This is a genomic window from Sorangium sp. So ce381 (assembly GCF_051473845.1).
Taxonomy (GTDB): Bacteria; Myxococcota_A; Polyangia; order Polyangiales; family Polyangiaceae; genus Sorangium; species Sorangium atrum.
On record NZ_CP150336.1, the window covers coordinates 1,806,504 to 1,826,880 of the forward strand.

General features: G+C 71.3%; 16 protein-coding genes. 7 read left to right on the plus strand and 9 right to left on the minus strand.

Going from position 1 to position 20,377, the window contains the following annotated elements; all coding sequences use genetic code 11:
* Positions 1-39: 39 nt before the first annotated feature.
* Positions 40-1,305, plus strand: a complete 1,266-nt coding sequence (locus WMF29_RS06830) for a glycoside hydrolase family 113 (protein WP_437328063.1) — start codon at positions 40-42, stop codon at positions 1,303-1,305.
* Positions 1,306-1,393: 88 nt separating this feature from the next.
* Here the strand turns inward: WMF29_RS06830 and WMF29_RS06835 are convergent, their stop codons facing one another.
* The 3 genes from WMF29_RS06835 to WMF29_RS06845 form a co-directional block, all read right to left on the minus strand.
* On the minus strand, positions 1,394-2,110 hold the full coding sequence (locus WMF29_RS06835; protein WP_437328064.1) for a hypothetical protein: 717 nt from the start codon (positions 2,108-2,110) through the stop codon (positions 1,394-1,396).
* Positions 2,110-3,192 carry a nucleotidyltransferase domain-containing protein gene (locus WMF29_RS06840; protein WP_437328065.1) on the minus strand — a complete coding sequence of 361 codons (1,083 nt, stop codon included), beginning with the start codon at positions 3,190-3,192 and terminating at the stop codon, positions 2,110-2,112. The genes WMF29_RS06835 and WMF29_RS06840 overlap by 1 nt, the downstream gene beginning before the upstream one ends.
* A gap of 79 nt (positions 3,193-3,271) precedes the next feature.
* On the minus strand, positions 3,272-4,168 hold the full coding sequence (locus WMF29_RS06845) for a hypothetical protein (RefSeq protein WP_437328066.1): 897 nt from the start codon (positions 4,166-4,168) through the stop codon (positions 3,272-3,274).
* A 293-nt stretch (positions 4,169-4,461) separates the two neighbouring features.
* On the opposite strand from WMF29_RS06845, the gene WMF29_RS06850 reads away from it, so the two are divergent.
* On the plus strand, positions 4,462-5,541 hold the full coding sequence (locus WMF29_RS06850) for a glycosyltransferase family 4 protein (protein WP_437328067.1): 1,080 nt from the start codon (positions 4,462-4,464) through the stop codon (positions 5,539-5,541).
* Positions 5,542-5,555: 14 nt separating this feature from the next.
* Positions 5,556-6,749: a glycosyltransferase family 4 protein gene (locus WMF29_RS06855; protein ID WP_437328068.1), complete on the plus strand. Its 1,194-nt coding sequence runs from the start codon at positions 5,556-5,558 to the stop codon at positions 6,747-6,749.
* Positions 6,750-6,993: 244 nt separating this feature from the next.
* On the opposite strand, the gene WMF29_RS06860 is transcribed toward WMF29_RS06855, so the two are convergent.
* Complete coding sequence (locus WMF29_RS06860) at positions 6,994-8,127, minus strand: hypothetical protein (protein ID WP_272100962.1); 1,134 nt, start codon at positions 8,125-8,127, stop codon at positions 6,994-6,996.
* A gap of 619 nt (positions 8,128-8,746) precedes the next feature.
* Between WMF29_RS06860 and WMF29_RS06865 the strand changes: the two genes are divergently transcribed.
* Both WMF29_RS06865 and glgX read left to right on the plus strand, forming a co-directional pair.
* A complete protein-coding gene (locus tag WMF29_RS06865) occupies positions 8,747-8,998 on the plus strand; it encodes a hypothetical protein (protein WP_437328069.1) in 252 nt (83 codons plus the stop codon).
* 79 nt (positions 8,999-9,077) lie between these two features.
* Positions 9,078-11,207: a glycogen debranching protein GlgX gene (gene glgX, locus WMF29_RS06870; protein ID WP_437328070.1), complete on the plus strand. Its 2,130-nt coding sequence runs from the start codon at positions 9,078-9,080 to the stop codon at positions 11,205-11,207.
* 10 nt (positions 11,208-11,217) lie between these two features.
* On the opposite strand, the gene WMF29_RS06875 is transcribed toward glgX, so the two are convergent.
* From WMF29_RS06875 to WMF29_RS06890, 4 genes are all read right to left on the minus strand, one after another.
* A complete protein-coding gene (locus WMF29_RS06875) occupies positions 11,218-12,537 on the minus strand; it encodes a GNAT family N-acetyltransferase (protein WP_437328071.1) in 1,320 nt (439 codons plus the stop codon).
* A gap of 5 nt (positions 12,538-12,542) precedes the next feature.
* Positions 12,543-13,430 carry a serine/threonine-protein kinase gene (locus tag WMF29_RS06880; protein ID WP_437328072.1) on the minus strand — a complete coding sequence of 296 codons (888 nt, stop codon included), beginning with the start codon at positions 13,428-13,430 and terminating at the stop codon, positions 12,543-12,545.
* Positions 13,431-13,503: 73 nt separating this feature from the next.
* On the minus strand, positions 13,504-15,279 hold the full coding sequence (locus tag WMF29_RS06885) for a Rieske 2Fe-2S domain-containing protein (protein ID WP_437328073.1): 1,776 nt from the start codon (positions 15,277-15,279) through the stop codon (positions 13,504-13,506).
* A 145-nt stretch (positions 15,280-15,424) separates the two neighbouring features.
* A complete protein-coding gene (locus WMF29_RS06890; protein WP_437328074.1) occupies positions 15,425-16,591 on the minus strand; it encodes an RtcB family protein in 1,167 nt (388 codons plus the stop codon).
* A gap of 168 nt (positions 16,592-16,759) precedes the next feature.
* On the opposite strand from WMF29_RS06890, the gene WMF29_RS06895 reads away from it, so the two are divergent.
* Positions 16,760-18,673: a D-glucuronyl C5-epimerase family protein gene (locus WMF29_RS06895; RefSeq protein ID WP_437328075.1), complete on the plus strand. Its 1,914-nt coding sequence runs from the start codon at positions 16,760-16,762 to the stop codon at positions 18,671-18,673.
* A 177-nt stretch (positions 18,674-18,850) separates the two neighbouring features.
* Positions 18,851-19,240, plus strand: a complete 390-nt coding sequence (locus WMF29_RS06900) for a tautomerase family protein (RefSeq protein ID WP_437328076.1) — start codon at positions 18,851-18,853, stop codon at positions 19,238-19,240.
* A 64-nt stretch (positions 19,241-19,304) separates the two neighbouring features.
* On the opposite strand, the gene WMF29_RS06905 is transcribed toward WMF29_RS06900, so the two are convergent.
* A complete protein-coding gene (locus WMF29_RS06905; RefSeq protein ID WP_437328077.1) occupies positions 19,305-20,141 on the minus strand; it encodes a cyclase family protein in 837 nt (278 codons plus the stop codon).
* Positions 20,142-20,377 lie beyond the last annotated feature (236 nt).

Sequence of the window (20,377 nt, forward strand, 5' to 3'; positions counted from 1 at the left end):
GCGGTCTGCCTGCCTGGTATAAGGCGGCCCGTGCCAGGGATGAGTCGAGGAGGTTGCGCGCTCGCCCGCGCGGCGTGCGCCGCGCTCGCCGTGTCGGCGGCGGTCGGTGCGCCTGTGCGCCCTGCGAGCGCCGCGCCGCGGGTCGCGCAGCAGGCGCCGCGGGTCGCGCCGGAGCACCTGCCGTACGGCGCGGAGGGGTGGGCCGTGTCGGGCTGGGGCGGCGTGCGCGGCGTGACGATCGGGCCGATCGAGAACCTGCGGCACCCGGGCCGCGGCTACGGCACCGCGGCGAGCGGGCGGGCGATGGATGAGGCGGTGGCCATGGGCGCGACCTGGGTCAGCCTGACGCCGTTCGGCCGCGTGTGGGACGGCAAGGGCACGGGCGTCGATCTCGTCTTCGAGGCGCCGTTCGAGGAGAACCGGCGCAACGTGCTCGCGGCGATCGCGCAGGCGCACGCGCGCGGGCTCAAGGTGCTGCTCGTCCCGCACCTCTGGGTCGAGAGCGGCGAGTGGCGGGCCCTGATCGATCCCGGGGACGACGTCGGCTGGGCGCGCTGGGCCGAGTCGTACCGCCGGTTCCTGCTCACGTGGGCCGCGGTCGCGCGCGAGGGAGGCGCGGAGATGCTCAGCGTGGGCGTCGAGCTGCGGAGCTGGGTGACGACGCCGCGGGCGGCGAGCTTCCTGCCGATCATCGAGGCGGTGCGCCGCGTGTACCCGGGGCTGCTCACCTACTCGGCGAACTGGGACGACGTCGAGCACACGCTGATCTTCGACGCGCTCGACCTCATCGGCATCAACGCGTTCTACCCGCTGGCGGAGCGGGAGGGCGCGTCGTTCGAGGAGCTCCTGCGCGGGGGGCGCAAGGTGGCGGCCGGGGTGGACGCCGTTGCGCGCGCGTGGGGCAAGCCCATCCTGCTGACGGAGATCGGCTACACCACGCGGCGCGATCCCGCCGTGCGCCCGTGGGAGTGGCCCGATCGCATGAAGGACGTGGTGGTCGATCAGCGCTCGCAGGCCGAGGCCTACGCCGCGGTGATCGCGCCGTTCCTCGACGCGCGCACGTGCGCCGGGTTCTTCGTCTGGCGGCTCTACGCCGATCCGGACGACGTCTCGCAAGAGGCCGAGTGGGGCTTCTCGCCGAGGGGCAAGCTCGCGGAGCTCGTGCTGCGCGACGCCTTCGCCGCCCGCTGGGCTGCCGACGGCCCCCGGCTGCCGGGCGACGCGCTCGGCAGGCACCGCGCGCGCACCCCGGGGCTCTTCGGCTGGGAGCTCGATCCCGACGAGCCCGAGAGCCTGTTCCCGTAGCCGGGCAATCCGGAGCTCCCGGGCCAGCCCCGGGATGCGGCCGGACCCGGGCGCTGCGGCTCCCGTCGAGGCTGCGCCGCGCGCAGCCTCAGGCGTGCGCGTTTTCCAGGCCCTTCAGGCTCGACAGCGCCGCCTGCGCGATGGCCATCTGCCGCTCGAGCTCTGCGGGCGACGCCGGGGTCTCCAGGATCAGCGCCGCGTCGTCAGGGACGTGGGCGGCAATCCGCTGGAACGCGTGCGCCGCGCTCTGGCTCAGGGCGTCGTGGCGGCTCCCCGCGTTCACCTCGCTCACGTGGAGCTGCTTCAGCCGTGTCCTGTGCTCCCGTACGAGGAAATGGGCCTCGGTCATCGTGCGATCGACCTGGTGCGCATGGCCGATATCGAAGCAGAACGACGCGTCCGGCAGCGCGTCGAAGAAGGGCCCGAGCTCCTCCACGGTGCGGCCTGTCCGCTTTCGCTTATCCATGTTCTCGATCGCGAGGAAGCCGCCGAGCTGCCGGAAGGCGCCGAGATCATGGAGGGTGTCGGGGTGGAGGACGATCAACCATCCCAGCGCGGCCACCTCCGCCATGGCATCGGCGACGGCGCGCTCCTCCGCCGCGTCGAAGCGGCTCGGAGCGTGGAACGAGACGTAGTCGTACCGCGACAGGTCGAGCGAGCCGAGGAGCCGGAGCAGCGGCTTGAGCTCCGAGATCCGCAGCGCGGAGAGCTCCACGGCGGTCGCCGAGCTCCCTTCGAGCATCGAGAGCGCCCGCTCGACGTCGCTGAGGGCGAGCGCCCCTGTCGAGTAGCCCACGGGTCGCATCAGAACACCCCATAGGTCTGGAGGAGCTTGCGGAGCTCGTCATCTTCCTTGAAGAAGAGCCGGTCGAGCCCGCCCTGGAACTCACGCCCGATGTCCCGCACCCGCTTGAAGGTCGGGTCGCTGCCCAGCTGATCGTCCAGCGGCAGCTGCTTCAGCCGGCCGCGCTCCTCTTCGTTCGAGAGGAGCGCGAGGAAAGCGTCGTAGCTGTCGAACAGCGTGCGCGCCGTCTCCGCGGAGATCGAGGGCCGGAGCAGCACCTCGGCCAGGCTCTCCAGGGGCGTCACCCGGATGCGCTCTCGCAGGAAGCGCACGAGCGCCGGCGTCGAGAGCCGCTCGCCGTCGTCGGTCAACGTCGTCCGATCCTTGCAGAACAGCTCGAAGCCGAAGCAGGTGAGGAGCCCGCTCACGAAGATGAGCTTCCGCGACATCCTGAGCTTCGCGTTGCGGAGCGCCCAGCCCGAGCTGCGCTCCCGCTGCTTGTAGACGAAATCGACGGCGACCGTGCGCCAGTACCGGACGATGTCGTTCAGGAGGAACATCGGGAGGATCTCGCGCTTGCTGCCGTAGCGCAGCCCGCGGTCGTCTTCCACGTACCGTGAGAGCACGAGCCTGAGCACCCGCTCGTGGGCGTCCGGCTGGCCTATCGCGAGCGACTCGAGGAGCAGCAGGATGCGCTGGGTCGTGTTCTTGTTCGTGTCCTCCTGCCCGCCGATCTGGTGGAGGATCGGGTGGCTGAAGGCCACGTTGCCGAACACGCCCGTCGGGCCCGGCTCATGGAACTTCGCTTCCTTCAGGATCCTCGTGATGGCCTGGGCCTGGCTGAAATGCCCCTCGTCGGCCTGACCGTCGATGAGCAGCGTCCAGTCGAGATCGCTGCCGGTGGTGTACTCGCCCCGCGCCAGCGAGCCGAAGACGACCACGCTCGTGTCGCACGGGATCTGCTCGCGGAGCAGCGCCGCGAGCCGCGCCCGGGTCTCCGCCGAGAGCCGCGCGGCCGCCTCGATGCTCGGCCACGATCGGCCCGTCTTCTCGCCGATCCGCTCGATGGCGCTCCGCGGCGCCGCGCCTTCATCGTTCGTCATCGATCGCACCCTCGATCGCGGGAGCCGTTCATTGAGCGCATCGCATCAGAGCGCGCCGCGGCGCACCGCGTTGCGCGCCTCACGCCCCGCCGTCGCCGGGGAGCGCGAGCCCGAACCACCGGTTCACGAGGTCATGGTGCTCCTCGAGGCGGTCGCGGTAGCGGGGGGTGCCCTCGAGCGCGGCCCGCTCGAAATCGATCCAGTACAGGGCGCCCGTCTTCTCGCCGACGAGCACGTTGCCGAGCTTGACGTCGAGCGGCGCGACGCCGCGCGCGTTCATCGCCCTGACGATCTCCTCGATCCGGCCGCGGTAGGCCTCTCCGCCGCGGCTCGCGAACGCCTCGATCTCTCGCCGATCGCGGTCCGGATCGAACAGCTGCCCGAGCGGCGCGAGGTCGATGTCGAGCACCTTCTCCCCGCGCTCGGCGACCTGATGTTGCAGCGTCCGTCCGCGCACGTAGTCGAGGTAAAGGGTGCGCGTGGCGAGGCTGAGATCGCGAATCCTCGGGACGCTGGGGAGGTCGCGCAGGCGGAAGAGCGAGGCTGCTTCGTTGTAAAAGAAGAGACCGAGCAGGGCGAAGAGGTGCGCCTGGAGCGGCGCGTTCTGCGGCTGGCCGACGAAGCGCTTGCGGACGCAGACGTAGCCGTTGCGCAGCACGACGTGCAGCCGGTAGCGCAGGCGCGGCATCTTCTCGCTCCGCCGGTTGAAGAAGGCGACGTCGGCCGGGTGGACCGCGAAGGCGAAGCCGTCCTGATCGAGCTCCGCGAGCACCCTGTCCCCCGGGCCGAGCTCGGCGACCGATGGGATCTCGCTCGGGGTCACGGCGTCGGGCACGGGGAGCGGGTTCTCGGCGAGCCGGCGCGCAAGGAGCGCTCTGACCGTCTCGAGCCGCACGGCGAGCAGCCTCGTCGCGGCGTCCATGCCGGGCACGCGGCGCATGCCTTCGTCAAGGGCGCGCCGAAGCTCAGGGTTCATGCCCGTCTAGTAGCCGCTTCCGCTCGGCAAATCAAAAGGTGAGGTGACGGCGAGGCGAGGTGGTACGCTGATCCATCGATCTCGGGCGCGCGCGTCGACGAGCGTGGACGAGCGTTGGCGCGCGCCAACGAGCGTGGACGAACGCTGACGTTCGCTGGCGCGCGCCAACGTTCGTCCACGCTCGCCAGACGCCAAGACCGCCGGCGTGCCGGGTGGGCGTTTGGCAGCGCGTGTGGTGATGCTGGGTGCGGTTTGCGCTTCAACAGGGGACCCGATTCGGGTAGCAAGCCTTCATGGGGAATTCGACGCTGCGGATCGTCCATGTCGTGAGCAGCCTGAACGGCGGAGGTATGGAGCATTTCGTGCTGCGCCTCGCCGAGGCGCAGCGGCGCCACGGCCACGACGCCTCCATCCTCGCGCTGCGCGGCGGGCCGCTGGCGGAGCTGGCGCGGCAGCGGACGCTGCCGACCACGGTGCTGGACGGGCGTCTCCCCAAGCGGCTCGCGCACGCGGCCCTCTCCTTCGGGCGCGCCCGTCCGCACGTCGTCCACGCGCACAACCCCACTGCGCTCCACTACGCCACGATCGGCAAGCTCCTTACGCGCGCGCGGCTCGTCTTCACCGATCACGCCCAGACGCGCGGGATCATCCGCGTTCCGTCGCGCTTCGAGTGGCGTGAAACGGACGCCGTCGTCGGCTGTTCGCAGGACACGGCCAACAAGAGCGGCGCGGTCGGCGTGGCCAGCAACATCTCTGTCATCCACAACGGGATCGACATCACCCCGGCCAAGCGGACGCGCGACGAGGTGCGCGCCGAGCTCGGCCTTGGCCCGGACGTGTTCGTCGGCATCATGCCCGCCGCGTTCCATCCGGTGAAGGGGCACGACGTGCTGCTCCGGGCGCTCGCGCGGCTCCGGGAGCGGGGCGTCGCGGTCACGGTGCTCGTCGTCGGCGACGGCGACGAGCGCGATCGCATCCATGGGCTCGCGAGGGAGCTCGGGGTCCACGGCGCCGAGGCGCGCTTCCTCGGCTTCCGCAAGGACGTGCCCGATCTGCTGGTTGCCGCCGATTTCTTCGCGCTGCCCTCGCGCGACGAGGGGCTGCCGCTCGCCGTCCTCGAGGCCATGGCGCGCGGCCTCCCTGTCGTGGTGACGCCGGTCGGCGGGGTCCCGGAGGTGGTGCGGCACGAGGAGCACGGCCTGATCGTCCCGGTGGACGGGCACGACGCCCTCGCGGACGCGATCGAGCGGCTCGCGAGCGATCCGGCGCTGGGGCGGCGGTTCGGCGAGGCGGGGCACGTCCGGGTGCGCGACGACTTCTCGTTCGAGAAGATGACGCGCAAATACGAGCAACTCTATTTCCGCCTCACGTGACGGGCGAGCGCGCGATGAAGGTACTGGTCTTCACCCATCATTACCCTTCCACGCGGCTGCCGACGATGGCGCCGTACAGCTATCACACGTACAGGGCGCTCGCGCGCCGCTGCGAGGTCCGGATCGTGGCCCCGATCCCCTGGTGGACGCGCGCGCGCGGGGCGTCCCGGGAGCTCTTCGGCGGCACGCGCGAGGCGCACACCGGCATCGACGCGCTGTTCCCCACGTACTGGTCGATCCCGGGGCTGCCGAGCCTTCACGCGCAGGGGCTCCGCGCGTCGCTCCGGCGCACGATGGCGGGGCTGCGGCGCGAATTCCCGTACGACGCGATCCTGGCCGCGTGGGCCTATCCCGACACCGTCGCCGCGGAGGCGTTCGCGCGGGAGGCGGGGGTGCCGGTCGTCACGACGGTGCTCGGCAGCGACATCAACGAGCAGCCGAGGAACGCCGCGCTGCGGGCGCAGATCGCGCCGGCGCTCCAGCGCTGCGCCCGGGTGGTCGCGGTGAGCGGGGCGCTCGGGGAGCGCCTGGTCGAGCTCGGGGTGCCGCGCGAGCGCGTCGTGGTGCAGCACAACGCGGTCGACGGCGCGCGGTTCGCGATCCGGGATCGGGCCGAGCCGCGGCGGCGCTTCGGCGTCCCGGCGGACGCGAAGGTGGTGCTGTACGCTGGTTATCACGTGCCCGAGAAGGGCGTGGACGTCCTCGTGGACGCGATGGCGCACCTCGACCGGGCGGGCCGCCGCGACATTCACCTGATGATGGTGGGCGGCGGCGAGCTGCTCGAGCCGCTGCGCGCGAAGGTGAGCGCGCTCGGCCTTGGCGATCGCGTGCGGCTGTTCGGCTGGGCGCTGCCCGTCGAGATCCCGGACTACATGGCCGCGTGCGACGTGTTCTGCCTGCCGAGCCGCCGCGAGGGCTGCCCGAACGTCGTCCTGGAGGCGCTCGCCTCGGGCCGCCCCGTCGTCGGAACCCGGGTCGGCGGCGTGCCGGAGCTCGTCCGCGAAGGGCACGGGGGCAATGGCCTCCTCGTCCCTCCCGGCGATCCCGGGGCGCTCGGGGCCGCGTTGACGCGAGCGCTGGACACGGCATGGGAGCCGGAGGCCCTGCGGGGCAGCGTGGGGGCCCTGTCATGGGACGTCGTGGGGGAGCGCTATCACGCGCTCCTGACGGAGGTCCTCAGCGAACAGAGCGGTCGCGGGCCGGGCTGAGGCGCTGTCAGCCGCCCGATCCGCGCGACGGACACACCAACGTGAACGTGAACGTGAACGTTTACGTGGTCGTTTACGTGGTCGTGGTCGTGGTCGTTCACGGCCTACCGTTGACGACCACGACCACGACCACGACCACGACCACGACCACGTAAACGTTCGGATGTAGGAGAACGCGGCGCGAAGCGTGGTTAACGCTATGCGCCGAGGGACTACGGTGTTGTCGGAGGGGGGACTGGTCGCGTCAGCTCGCGCAGGGCGGCGGCTTCAGGCGGTGATCCCTGTAGTCACCGGGATTGCCCGTCTTTCCCTCGAGCGCGGCGATCGCGATATTGTACATCTCCCGCGCGGTCACGTAGTGGAGCACCCACTCCTTGCCATCGTTGTAACGGGTGGTGAGCTCCCGGTGCAGCGCGTGGCCCCCGGCGCCGAGCAGCGACTCCGCCTGTTCCTCGGGCGCGCCGTGCGTGTAGACCTTGACGAACACCCACTCGGGCCTCCCCTCGACGTGGATGTTCTGATCCACCCACGTCTTCACCCGGTCCGGCGTCGGCGGATCGACCGCCTGGAGCGCGCCGTACTCCATCCGCATCCGCACCCGGCTTCCCCGGCGCGTCAGCGCGAGCGCGAGCGGGCCCTCGATCATCAGGATCCGGTCCTCCAGCACCTCGCCGACCTTGGCGCGCGCCCCCACGGCGTGGGCGCTCCGGCGCGCCAGGTTGCCCGTCGGCCAGTAGATCTGGTTCACGATGGAGTGCTGCGACTCGTCGGGTGCCGACGGGAACGTGTAGTCGGCATAGCAGCCCGTCTCGAAGAGGAGCGGGAGCTCCGCGTCGACTCCGCAGTTCCGCGAGTCCCGCCCGGAGTTCGCCAGGCACCAGTTGCCGTGGATGAACCCGTAACGCATGCGCCCGTCCGGGTCGCGCGAGAAATGCCCGTGCTTCCCCAGGATGTCCAGGTACCTGAGGATGTCCGCGCGCAGGTTCTCCTCCGTGTCGTTGTGGTGGTGCAGGTGCAGCTCCACCTCGCCGAAGCCGCTGCGCGTGAGGTCCGCCAGCGCGTCGAGCCACCCGGGCGTGTACTGCTCCCCCGGAAAGAAGAAGCTGTGACGCGGGTGCCGTCCGTCCGCGTCGCGGTACGCGCCGGCCATCTCGGGATACCCCTTCGACCACGCCCTCACCCGCGCGTCGCCGACCTCCGGTGTGGCGTTCTCCCACCCTGGCTCCCAGTGATCGCAGACCGCGAAGAGCAGGTGCCGCGGACCGAGCGGACGCGGAGCACGGGCGTTCTCGATCCTCTGCCGGGCGTAGCCGCCGAGCCAGTTGTGGAGGTTCTTGTTCTTGAGATACTGGAGCTTCGCCTGGAGTGTTCCGATCATGTGCTCTCTCGACCGCGACGCGTTGGACCGGCGGCCGCCGCGGAGGAACGGATACTAACCTGGCCCCCCCGGGCGTAGCCATAGCCGCCTCGGGGCCGCGCAGCGATCAGGATCACCTCGCGGTCTCACGCGACGTCGCGCGGAGCGCGGCCCACCTGCCTCCCGGACGGCGCGCGTAAGTCAGGGCCCGCGCCGCGATCGTGCTCGCCACGTTCGTCCCCCGTGAGGCGCGCGCGACGCCGTCCTCGCCCCCGCAAGCTGCGAGCGCACACGGCCCGCCCGCCCCCACGCCAAGGGATGCGCAGAGGCCATGGAAGCTCGAGCACACCCCAGAAGAGCCCGGGCGGCCGTCCCGAACAGCCTCCGTACAGCGAGCCCGTACGGTATGCATCGTGTCTTCAATTTTTGCATCTGGCTGTTCGTCGCGCTGCCCCGCCTTACCAAGCGAGGGAGGCTGTGAGGGGGACAAATCGCCCCACCTGTGGCGGTTTGTGCCGCCCAGTCTGTCAGCCGAGCACCCACCGTTGTGTCTACGGTGAGCATCCGCACCGGAGCCGTGCTGGCACGACGCCTGCTCTGGGGGGTGCGGACCGCAGCCATCACTGATAAGGAGCCAGGCATGATGTCGACCACGATGACGCCGAGCGAAGAGATGGTCTCCCTCCCGCGGAGGGCCTCCCTCGAGTCACCAGCTTCCATGACCGAGGCGTGCGAGCTAGCCCGGCGGCTCGTGGACATGATCGAGCGCCTCAGGATGTGCACCCCGGAGGGCGATCAGGCGCAGGCGCTCCGCATCGCGGAGGGGATGGCTCGGAGCGTCGTGGATGTCGTGACCGACGCCATGGGCAGCCGGCGCCCTCACGTCGCCTAGCCTCGCAAACACGCCGGCCGGGGCGACGAGGCCCGAGGGGGGTGCCGCCCCAGCCGTGGATCGCGAAACCGAGACCAGCATGAGCCACAAGCGCAAAGGATTGCGACCGGGGGATCCGTACCCGCTGGGCGCGACATGGGACGGCATTGGAACGCAGTTCGCCCTCTTCTCGGAGAACGCCGAGGCGGTGGATCTGTGCCTCGTCGACGACGAGGGGAACGAGCAACGCCTGCCGATGCGTCACCGCACCTCCCTCGTCTGGCACGTCTACGTGCCGGAGGTCGGGCCCGGGCAGAAATACGCATATCGCGTGCACGGCCCGTGGGCGCCGGAGCGGGGCTTGCGCTTCAACCCGCGGGTGCGCCTGCTCGATCCGTACGCGAAGGCGCTCGCCTCGCGGGTCCAGTGGGACGCGGGCGCGTTCGCGCACCGGAGCGGCGAGCCCGACGGCGACCTCGCCATGGCCGAGGGGGAGGCGCTCGGCGCCCCGCTCGGCGTCGTCATCGACCCGTCCTTCGACTGGGGCGGGGACCGGCGCCCTTACGTGCCGTTCCACCGCAGCGTCATCTACGAGGCGCACGTCCGCGGCCTGACGATGCAGCACCCGGAGATCCCCGAGGAGCTCCGCGGGACCTACCTTGGCATCGCCCACCCGGCCATCATCGGATACCTGCGGTATCTCGGCATCACGGCCATCGAGCTCCTGCCCGTGCACGCCTTCGTGCACGAGAAATTCCTGCTCGACAAGGGGCTCCGGAACTACTGGGGATACCACTCGATAGGCTTCTTCGCGCCGGACGTCGGGTACCGCGCAGGCGCCGAGGTGGCGTCGGAGGTGCGTCAGTTCAAGGAGATGGTGAAGGCGCTCCACGCCGCCGGCATCGAGGTCATCCTCGATGTCGTCTACAACCACACGGCGGAGGGCAACCACCTGGGCCCGACGCTGAGCCTGCGCGGCATCGACAACCCGACCTACTACCGCCTCGTCCCTGGCAACGAGCGCTACTATTTCGACTACACGGGCACGGGGAACACCCTCAACGTGCGTCACCCGCAGACGCTCCAGCTGATCATGGACTCCTTGCGGTACTGGGTCCTCGAGATGCACGTGGACGGGTTCCGCTTCGACCTCGCGGCGGCGCTGGCGCGCGGCCTCCACGACGTCGACCAGCTCTCGAGCTTCTTCACGATCATCCACCAGGACCCGGTGCTCAGCCAGGTGAAGCTCATCGCCGAGCCCTGGGACGTGGGCCCCGGCGGCTACCAGGTGGGCAATTTCCCGGTGCGCTGGGCGGAGTGGAACGGCCGTTATCGGGACACGCTGCGCGACTTCTGGCGGGGCTCCGGCGGCATCGCCTCCGATCTCGGGTTCCGGATCACGGGGAGCAGCGACCTCTACGAGAACAGCGGGCGCAAGCCGTACACGAGCATCAACTTCGTCACGGCCCACGACGGCTTCACCCTGGCGGATCTCGTCTCCTACAACGAGAAGCACAACGAGGCGAACGGGGAGGGGGGCTGCGACGGCGCCGACGACAACCGCTCGTGGAACTGCGGCGTCGAGGGGCCGACCGACGACCCCGAGATCCTAAAGCTGCGGGCGCGGCAGGCGCGGAACATCATGGCGTCGCTCCTGTTCTCGCAGGGGACTCCGATGATCCTCCACGGCGATGAGCGGGGGCGCACGCAGGAGGGGAACAACAACGGGTACTGCCAGGACAGCCCGCTCACGTGGCAGCCGTGGGGCTGGGACGAAGCGTCGCGGGCGCTGCTGGAGTTCACGCGCAAGTGCCTCCGCATCCGGCACGAGCACCCCGCGCTCAGGCGCTCGACCTTCTTCAAGGGGCGCCCGATCCGCGGCGGCAAGACCTACGATATCCAGTGGTACCGCCCGGACGGGGAGCTCATGACCGACGAGGACTGGTCGAACCCGTTCACGCAGTGCGTCGGCGTGTTCCTGTCGGGAGAGGGGCTCGACGACGTGGACGAGGCGGGCGATCGGCTTGTCGACGACGACTTCGTCCTGCTGCTCAACGCGTCGCCGTGCGACCTGGGCTTCCTCCTCCCCTTCGCCGACGATGCCAGGCCGTGGCAGCTCCTCGTGGACACCCACGACGACGCCGCCGTCGAGACGCGGAGGGGAGGGGAAGAGACGGCGCTGACGTCGCGCTCGCTCAAGCTCTTCCTCCGGAGTAGGCGAATCGCCTAGGGCGGGGCGCTCAGAACGCGTTGAAGGTGCCGAGGAAGAGGGGGGGGCCGGCGAACGCGGCGTCGAGGAGGGCGGCCGCCTTGGCGCTGCCGACCACGAAGCCCTGGCTCAGGAGATCGCGCGCCGAGGCGGCGCCGAAGTAGATCTGCGTGAGCCGCTCGATGGAGAGCGAGAGGCGGTCTCCCGCCGTGCTGCCGGGCGCCGTCTGGACGCCGCGCGCCGCGAAGGTGACGTCGAAGGCGCGCGGCGCGTCCGTGAACACGGGGTCCTCGACGTCGACGCCGATGGCGCCGCGGACGCCGTGCTTCCGCGGCGACGGGTGAAGCGCGAGCGCGGCGGCGACGTCGACGATGCGCCCCATCGCGCCCGCCGCCGTCAGGCCGAGGACGCTGCGCCGGTGCGCCGTGTGCGCGGGCGGGCACAGGCCGGGGTGCCGGGCCGCCGTCTCGTACACGATCGGCTCGTCGCGGATGCCGGGCTCGTCGAGCAGCGGCGCGCCCTGGCCGCGCGGGAGCGTCAGCTCCACGACCTCGTACTGGTCGCCGAGCGCGCCGAGGAAGCCGATGAGCCCGCGGTAAGCGCCCGGCGTCGGCGCGTGGAGCTCGCGGACGACCAGCTGCTGGGCGCCGTAGGCGCCGCCCTCGGGGACGTCGAAGAACAGGTAGCCGGCGATCGCCTTGGAGCCCGGATCCACGTAGACGGCGCCGCTCGGAGAGCGCTTGAAGACCCGCACGTCCCACCAGTAGTCGCTCCGCTTCAGCTGCCCCGTCGTGTCGGCCCGCGCGACGTCGTAGGCCTGCTTGATGAGCGGCTCGTCCCGCGGGCGGGAGAAGGCCCGCACGTGGCGGCGCAGCACCGAGTCCGGGAGCCGATCGGGCGAGGTGCGCACGACGTCGCGGAGCTCGCAGACGCCGAAGCCGAACCTCCGGTAGAACGAGAGCCGGAAAGGGTGGATCAGGGTGAGCGCCTCGCCCCGGCGGCGCATGCGGCGGAGGCTCTCGCGGACGAGCCGATCCGCGATGCCCCGGCGGCGGAACTCCGGGAGCACCGCCACGGACGAGAGGCCCTGGAACGGCACGTCCGCGCCCGCGAAGCTCATCGTCAGGTCGAGCGAGGCGACGTACCCGACGAGCTGGCCGTCGGTCTCCGCGACGATCACGTTGTCGAGGGCGAGGTGCGCGTGCTCGGTGAAATACCGCAGCCACGCCTCTGGATCACCCGCCTGGAACGCGCGGTAGGCGACCGTCGCGAGGGTGCCCTCCTCGCCCTTGCGGGCGCTGCGAAACACGAGCTCATGGTTGGAGCGGCTCGGGGTGCGGGCGCGGGCCATGCCGGTCAATCTACCTTGGGAGGCGCGCTCCCTGGGCCCGGCGGCCCGGCGGCGGCCCGGCGGAGCGCTTCGGACATCTCCTCGGCCGATCCGAAGCGGCCGGACGGCTCACGGGCAAGCGCCTTGACGAACCACGCGTCGAGGGCAGGCGTGATCTCGGCGCAACGCTGGCTCGGAGGCGAGAAGGTGCCGATCCGGATGGCGCCGAGGAGGGCCTCGATCCCCTTCTGCTCGAACGGCGGCGCGCCGGTGAGCGCGTGGTAGGCCATGACGCCCACGGACCAGAGATCCGAGCGGCCGTCGACCAGCTTCGGGTTGAAGAACTGCTCCGGGCTCATATAAACGAGGCTGCCGACCACCGCGCCCGTGTTCGTCAGCGTGGTCCCATCCGGGTCGACATCCCCCCTGGCGACCCCGAAATCGAGCAGCTTGACGCAGGTGCCTCCGTCGGTGTCGGCGAGGAAGACGTGCTGTGGCGTGATGTCCCGGTGAATGATGCCGAGCTTGTGCGCGGCGGTGAGCCCCGCGCAGAGCTGCGAGACGAGGGCGAGTGTCTCCTCCAGGGGGAGGCGCCCGGCGCGCGCTAGCAGGTCGGACAGCTCCTCGCCCCGCAGCAGCTCCATCACGATGTACGAGAGGCCGTTGGCGGCGACGCCGTGCTCGTACACCTCGGCCACGTGGGGGCTCTTGATCCTCGTCATGAGCGCGCCTTCGCGGTGGAACCGGGCGACCGCGGTCGCATCGGTCGCGAGCGACGCAGAGATGAACTTGACGGCGACCTCCTTGCCGAGCCCGAGGTGATGCGCCGTCCAGATGCTGCCGACGCCTCCCATCCGGAGGAGGCTCTCGAGCGTCAGGTGCGGCGCTACGTGGGATCCAGGCTCAAGCCGCATAGACAGTCAGTATGAATGATGCTCGCACCAGTGCACGTTTCTCCGGTCTCTGTCCGCCGGGCGGGCGGCCGGCTCAATACAGCCCATCGGGTGGCCGCCCATCGGACATGAACTTCTTGGCCACAGCCGCGATCCGGCGCGCGGAGAGCTCCCGCCGGACGGGGACGACGTGGGTGAGCAGCGCCGCGAGGTACGCGCCGTCGGGCCGAGGATCGGACGACTCGAGCCGCTCCAGCGCCTCGAGCGTCTTCACGGCGTGCGCCGTGAAAATGGGCCTCACCGCGGCGTCGAACGCGGCGAAGGGGGCGAGCTCGGCGAACGCGCGCCGGCGACCCGCGGCGTCGAGCTCCCGCGCGATCGCGAGCGCCGCGCCGACGTCGCGCGCCTCCACCGCCTGGAGCAGCCCGCCGCCTCGCCCGTGAGTCGTAGCGGACGCCTGCGGCGCGGCGGCGTCCGCTTTGCGGAGCTTGCCGACGAAGCCGGCCGCGAGCACCGCGAGCTGCGCGGCCTCGCGCGGGAGGGCCTCGCGCCCGAGCGCCGCCGCCGCCTCCGCGAAGGTGACGGCGTGGGTGACGTCGAGCACCCCGACCTCGGCGTCGAGGCGCGCTTCCCAGGCCGAGTCGAAGCGCGCGAGGCGGACGGCGGCGGCGTGGCCGATCGCGCCGAGCAGCGCGAGCGGCCCGGCGCCGCGCGCGAGCCAGCGAGCCGTCGCCTCGACGGCCGGCTGCTCTCCTGCGAGCACCTCGGCCTCGAAGGCGGCGCGCTCCGCGCCCTCGAGCGGCGCGGCGTCCGGGCGCGTGGCCGCCGCGGCGCCGTCGGGGCCGGGCAGGGCCAGATCGGCGAGGCGCGCGAGCGCGGCGCGCGTGGCGGTGAAGGGGGGCAGGCTCGTGTCGGCGGTCGCCCAGGCGAGCTGCACCGTGGAGGCGGCGAGGACCTCGTCGGCGGCGGACGAGAACCGCTCGGCCAGCTCGAGCGCCTTCGAGAGGAAGATGGCGCCGTGCCCGTAGTCGTACAGGTGCTGCGCGACGAAGGGCATGAGCGCGCGGCGCGCGCCGGCCGTGCCGCGGATCTCGACGAGCTCGCGCATCCGCGCCTCGGCCTCGTCGCGGCGCTCCGCCGCGAGCGCCTCGCTCACCTTCGCCGGCTCGTCGAGCTCGAAGTCGGCGATGCGCGCGAGGGGCGAGCGGGCCCCCACCTTGCCGTGGCCCTTGCCGCGGGGGCCTAGCCGGGCCGACGCCTCGCCGATCGCGTGGGCGGCGACCACGAACGCTTCGTCGGCGGGGATCCAGCCGCGCTCGACCCAGGCGCAGAGGTCCGCGAGCAGGGCGAGGCCGTGATCGAAGCCGTACTCGGCGCGCTCCGCGCCGTCCCTGGCGAGCACCTCGAACGCGAGGTGCAGGCTGCCGAGGCCGGTCTCCCCCCGGTGGAGCCCGAGCGCGCCCAGCCGGAGGCCCTCGCGCAGGGCGCGCGCCGGCTCGTCGCGCACGACGGCCTCCCGCAGGCCGGCGACGAGGCGCCGCACCTCGGCCGCGGTGTCGACGGCCCGGTTGAGATGCACGCGCCCGCCGTCGATGCGGGTGGCGTAGCGCCGCACGGGCTCGCCGCCGAACGTGCAGGCGCCCGAGGCGAGCTCGAACTTCCAGTTGTGCCACGCGCAGGTCAGCACGCCGTCGCGCAGCGCGCCCTGCGAGAGCGGGTAACCCTGGTGCGGGCAGCGATCGTCGAGCGCGTGGACCTCGCCGCCCCGGAGGACGCAGGCGAAGCGCCGCCCCGCGTCGTCCTTGCGCAGCACGGGCACCTCCGCCGGAAATTCGGAGAGGGGGCCCAGATCGATCCAGTCCGACTTCATGGCTTCTCCGCGCGGCGGTGCGCGCCGCGGTGGGTACGCGGCGCGCGTCGTGAACGCGACGTGCATCGTAGCCGAGAGCGGGGCGGGGAGGGGCCGCGAACGGGGCCGCCGCGAAAAGTTCCCTGTCCGGACCCGCGCCGGTCGCTCACCCCTTCACGCAGAGGACCTGCCGGAGCTCGGCGACGATCTCCACGAGATCGCGCTGGTCTTCCATGACGCGCTCGATCGGCTTGTAGGCGGAGGGGATCTCGTCGAGGACGCCGCCATCCTTGCGGCACTCGACCCCGGCCGTCTGCGCGGCCAGATCGTCGACCGTGAAGCGCCGCTTCGCCTCGCCGCGGCTCATCCTGCGCCCCGCGCCGTGCGAGGCGCTCTCGAACGCCTCGGGGTTGCCGAGGCCGCGGACGATGTACGAGCGCGTGCCCATCGAGCCGGGGATGATGCCGAGCTCGCCCTTGCCTGCTCGGATCGCGCCCTTGCGCGTCACCAGCACCTCTTCGCCGAAATGACACTCTTCTGCCACGTAATTGTGGTGGCAGTAGATGGCTTCCTGGATCGCGAGCTCGGGGAAGTGCCGGCGGAGGACGCCCTCTGCGAGGTGGAACATGGCCTCGCGGTTCGTCCGCGCGTACCGCTGCGCCCAGAAGAGGTCGTGCCGGTAGGCCTTCATCTCCGGGGTGCCGGCGAGGAACACCGCGAGATCGCGATCGGGCAGGTCGCGGTTGTGGGCGAGCTTCTTCGCCGTGGCGATGTGGATCTCGGCGAGCTCCTTGCCGATGTTGCGAGAGCCGGAGTGGAGCATCAGCCACACGCCGCCGTCCGTGTCGAGGCAGAGCTCGATGAAGTGGTTGCCGCCCCCCAGCGTGCCGAGCTGACAGCGCGCTCGCGCGAACAGCCCCTGGACCTTCGGGCTCAGGCTCGCGAACTCGTCCCAGAGCGGGAGGCGCTCGAACCCCTCCGGCGGGGCGTCGTGGGCGGCGAACCCGACGGGGATCGCCCGCTCGATGTCGCTGCGGATCCGCCGGAGGTCGTCGGGCAGATCGGCCGCGGTGAGGTTCGTGCGGAGCGCGCCCATCCCGCAGCCGATGTCGACGCCGACAGCGGCCGGCGCGACGGCGTCCCGCATCGCGATGACCGAGCCGACGGTCGCGCCCTTGCCGAAGTGGACGTCGGGCATGGCGGCGACGTGGTGGAACACCCAGGGCAGGGCGCTGATGTTCCGCAGCTGCTCCAGCGCGATCGCCTCGACCTCGTCCGGCCGGGTCCACAGCTTGATGTCCACGTTCTTGCCCTTGATCTGCGCGGGTCCCATGCGGGCAGAATAGCGCGGGGCGCATGCAGGCGAATAGCGAGGGCGCATGTGGCCGAATCGCGAGGCGCGCGTGCGGGCGCATCGCGAGGCGCGCGGCTACCCCGTTCGGCCTTGCGGGACCTCTGGGTTCTTGATACCCGTCGAATCGCTGCTTCGGGGTCCTTGTCCATGCCGTCTGCTCGCGTGCTCTCCATCGCAACCCTGGCGGCCTTCGCCGCTCTGTCGTGTGGGGTCACGAGCGGTTGTGACGGCCGCAAGCCGAGCGAGGACCCCGCGGCCGGGAAGCCCGCCGCCGCACCTTCCGCGACGGCCAGCGCCGCGGAAGGTGCGGAAGGTGGACAGCGCGCCCTTCCCCCGGGCGACGACCGCTTCGCGGCGCAGATCGCAGCGAACCTACCCCGGGTGCCCGACCCGGTGATCCAGGCGCCGGAGAACGGGGGCGCGGGCGCCGAGCTCGACAACGACTCCTTCCGCGATCGCGCCGTCGCCTTCGTCCGTCAGGTGGCAGCGGGCGGTGACAAGGTGACGTGCGATCTCGCCCTCTCGTCCAAACGCCCCTTCCGCGCCGTCGTGATGGGCTTTCAGGAGGGGAAGCAGATCGCCCGCGGGGAGGCGTCGGACGCGGGGCTCTGCGTCGCGCTGAAGGACGCCGCGCGCAGGGCCGTGGCCGCGGCGGGCGGCGCGCGCGAGGCGCTCGCGGGCGCGCGGCTGGTCGTGGAGCTGCCGGATCATCACGAGTCGATGGTGGAGAGCGTCGAGCGCCCGGGGAAGGGCGTCGAGCTCGTCGAGGGGCTCGTGCCGGTCCGCGCCCTCGACAAGGCCCTCCTCGCGCGGCGCATCGAGGACGGCAAAGGCTATCTCTTGCGCGTCATCGATCCGCGGCACAAGGGGGTTCACAAGTACTACCACGCCCCCACGGACCGGTTCGAGCGCGAGCTGCACACGATCTACACCGCGTCCACGGCGCTGACGCTGCTCAAGCTGCACGCCTACAAGCCGGACGAGCGCCTGCTGCGGCTGGCGACGGAGGCCGCCGGCTTCATGATGGGCATGCAGAGCCGCGAGGCGCGCGACCGCACGGCCGGCGGCTTCTTCTATGCGTTCGACCTGGAGCGCGAGCGGCCCGAGCGCCGGCTGGTCGTCGGCACGGCGTCGAAGTCGATCTTCACGCTCCTCGAGCTCCACGGCGTCACGAAGGACAAGAGGTACCTCGAGTCCGCCGTGCTCGCGGCCGAGTGGCTGATCTCGATGCAGCGGCCGGACGGCAGCGTGCGCTCGGCCCTGATCGGGCAGGAGGGCGGAACGTGGAAGGTCCAGGGCAAGGACTCGACGCTCTACACAGGGCAGGTGCTCTCGGCCCTGTCGCGCACCTACCGGGCCACGAACAACAAGAAGTACCTCGACGCCGCGGCCCGGACCGCGGACTACGTGCTCGCCAGGATCGCGGAGAAGGGGTGTTTCCTCGGCGACGACTACAGGAAGCCCAACCCGATCTCGAGCTCGTGGGCGGTCCAGTCGCTCCTCGACTTCGCCAAGGCCGGCGGCGACCAGCGCGTCGAGCAGACCGTCTTCCGCTGCGCCGACGACCTCGTGAAGCGGCAGTGGCGCAGGCCCGAGGACGCCTACCGCTACGGCCGCTGGCAGCGGTCGCTGTCGAGCAGCGGGAGCGGCTGGCTCGCCGAGGTGATGTCGGAGGTGTACCACCACTGCCGGAAGAAGGGCACCGAGGGCTGCGATCGGTACAAGGATGCGGTGGTCGCCGCGATCCGGTTGCTCTTGCAGTACACGTACGGTCCGGAGAGCTCGTTCGTTGTGAAGAACCCGCAGGCTGCCGCCGGCGGGGTGTTCTGGAGCGTCAGGGATCGCTACGTGCGCACCGACTCGGTGTGCCACGCGATGAACGCGTACCTCAACATGATCGGCGATCTCGGCGACGGCCCGCTGCTCACGCTGCCCGAGCGGCCCCTCGCCGAGCGGATGGCGCTCGCCGCGGAGGCGGCGGACGCGGGGCTCCCCGAGGACGAGGGCGAGGAGGCCGCTGCGGGGCAGTCCGGGCCGAAGGGCGACGACGCGGACGACTGAAGAGAGCGCGCGCAGACGGGGGCGGCGTCGCCGGAGGGCGCGTGGCCGCGGCCCGGCGTCGCTTCGCCGAGCGGGGCGCTCCGGAGCCGGAGCGCCGGCGGACCGCGCCTTCGGCGCGATCGAGAGACGAGAGCAGGGTGGCATGAATGATTTGACGTTGTTCCAGGAGAACCGCGCATGGCTCAGGTGAAGATCTACGGAATCAAGGAGAAGCTCAATCCGGTGAAGGAGGCCCTGTCGAGGGTGATCCACGCCTGCGTCATGGAGGCGCTGCAGATGCCGCAGGACAAGCGGGCGCATCGCTTCTTCCCGATGGAGCGCGAGGACATGCTGGCGCCGGGCGGGCGTACAGACGCCTATACGATCATCGAGATATCGATGATCACCGGGCGCAGCGTGGAGACGAAGAAGAAGCTCGTGCGGCTGCTGTTCGACAAGATCCGGGATGAGGTCGGGATCGACCACCAGGACATCGAGGTATGCATCTCGGAGTCGCCTCCCCACGACTGGGGGTTTCGCGGGATGCACGGCGACGAGGTCAAGCTGAACTACAAGATCAACCTCTAGGTCCGGGCGCTCGCGGGCTTCCCCGCGCGGCAGCGCGGGCCGGGCGCCGGCGCGGATCCGGCGGTCAGCGCGGCAGCACGCCCACGATGCGCAGCGGCCCGCCGGAGCCGGCGCGGATTTTCATCGGGAGCGCGATGACGAGCGCGCCCCGCGGGGGCAGCGACTCCATCGAGGCGACGTTCTCGAACGCGGGGATATCCGCCCCGAGCAGCACCTGATGGGTGATGAAATCCTTCGACGGGCCGTGGTCGATGCTCGCCGTATCGATGCCGACTGCGCCCACGCTCCGCGCGACGAGCGCCCGCGCGGCGTCCTCGCCGATGCCGGGGAAGTGCAGCGCCTCGGCGTGGCCAGGTCGATCGTCGCCGAGATACCTCTTCTTGTCAGGCCAGCGCGCGCCCCAGCCCGTCCGGATCAGCACGATGGTGCCCGGCTCGATGGCGCCGTGCGCCCGCTCGAACGCCTCGATGTCCGCCCTGGTCACGAGGTAGTCGCTGTCCCTGGCCGCGGCGGCCGACACGTCCACCACCACCGCGGGGCCCACGAGGCGCGATAGGGGCACGGCGTCTGCGGTCGTTTTGCCCTCGGCGAAGTGGATGGGCGCGTCGAGGTGCGTGCCGCCATGCTCCGGCGCGCAGAGCGTGTATGCGGAGTAGAAGTAGCCGCCCTCGGTCTTGCCGTGGTGCACCGTCTCGTGGGCAAAGCCGGTCGTCGCCGTGGGCCAGTAAATGGTCTTGTCGTCGAAGGGATAGGTCAGGTCGACGAGCCGCGCGCCCTCGGGCAGGCGGACGGCGCTCGCGCCGGCGCCGGCCGAGGTGTCGCCCCGCGCTCCGGCCTGCTCCGCCGCGCAGCCCGCCGAGTGCGCGGCGATCAAGATAACCGTCGAGATCAACGTTCGCATCGAGCCCCTCCTGGCCGGCCATGCTACCGGCCGCGTGAGGTGATCCTGTCACCGGCTTCGCGCCGGGGCATCGATCCCGACGTCGCGCGCGGGCAAGAGCGCAGGGAGCGACGAGGACGGGAGCGTGGCCAGCAGCAGGCGATCGCGGCGCTGCCCGGTCGGCTATCCGAGGCGCGCTCGCCGGTCGGCCCCGACCCGCGCCCGCCATGGCGCCGCCACCTGCCTGGCGCCACGCC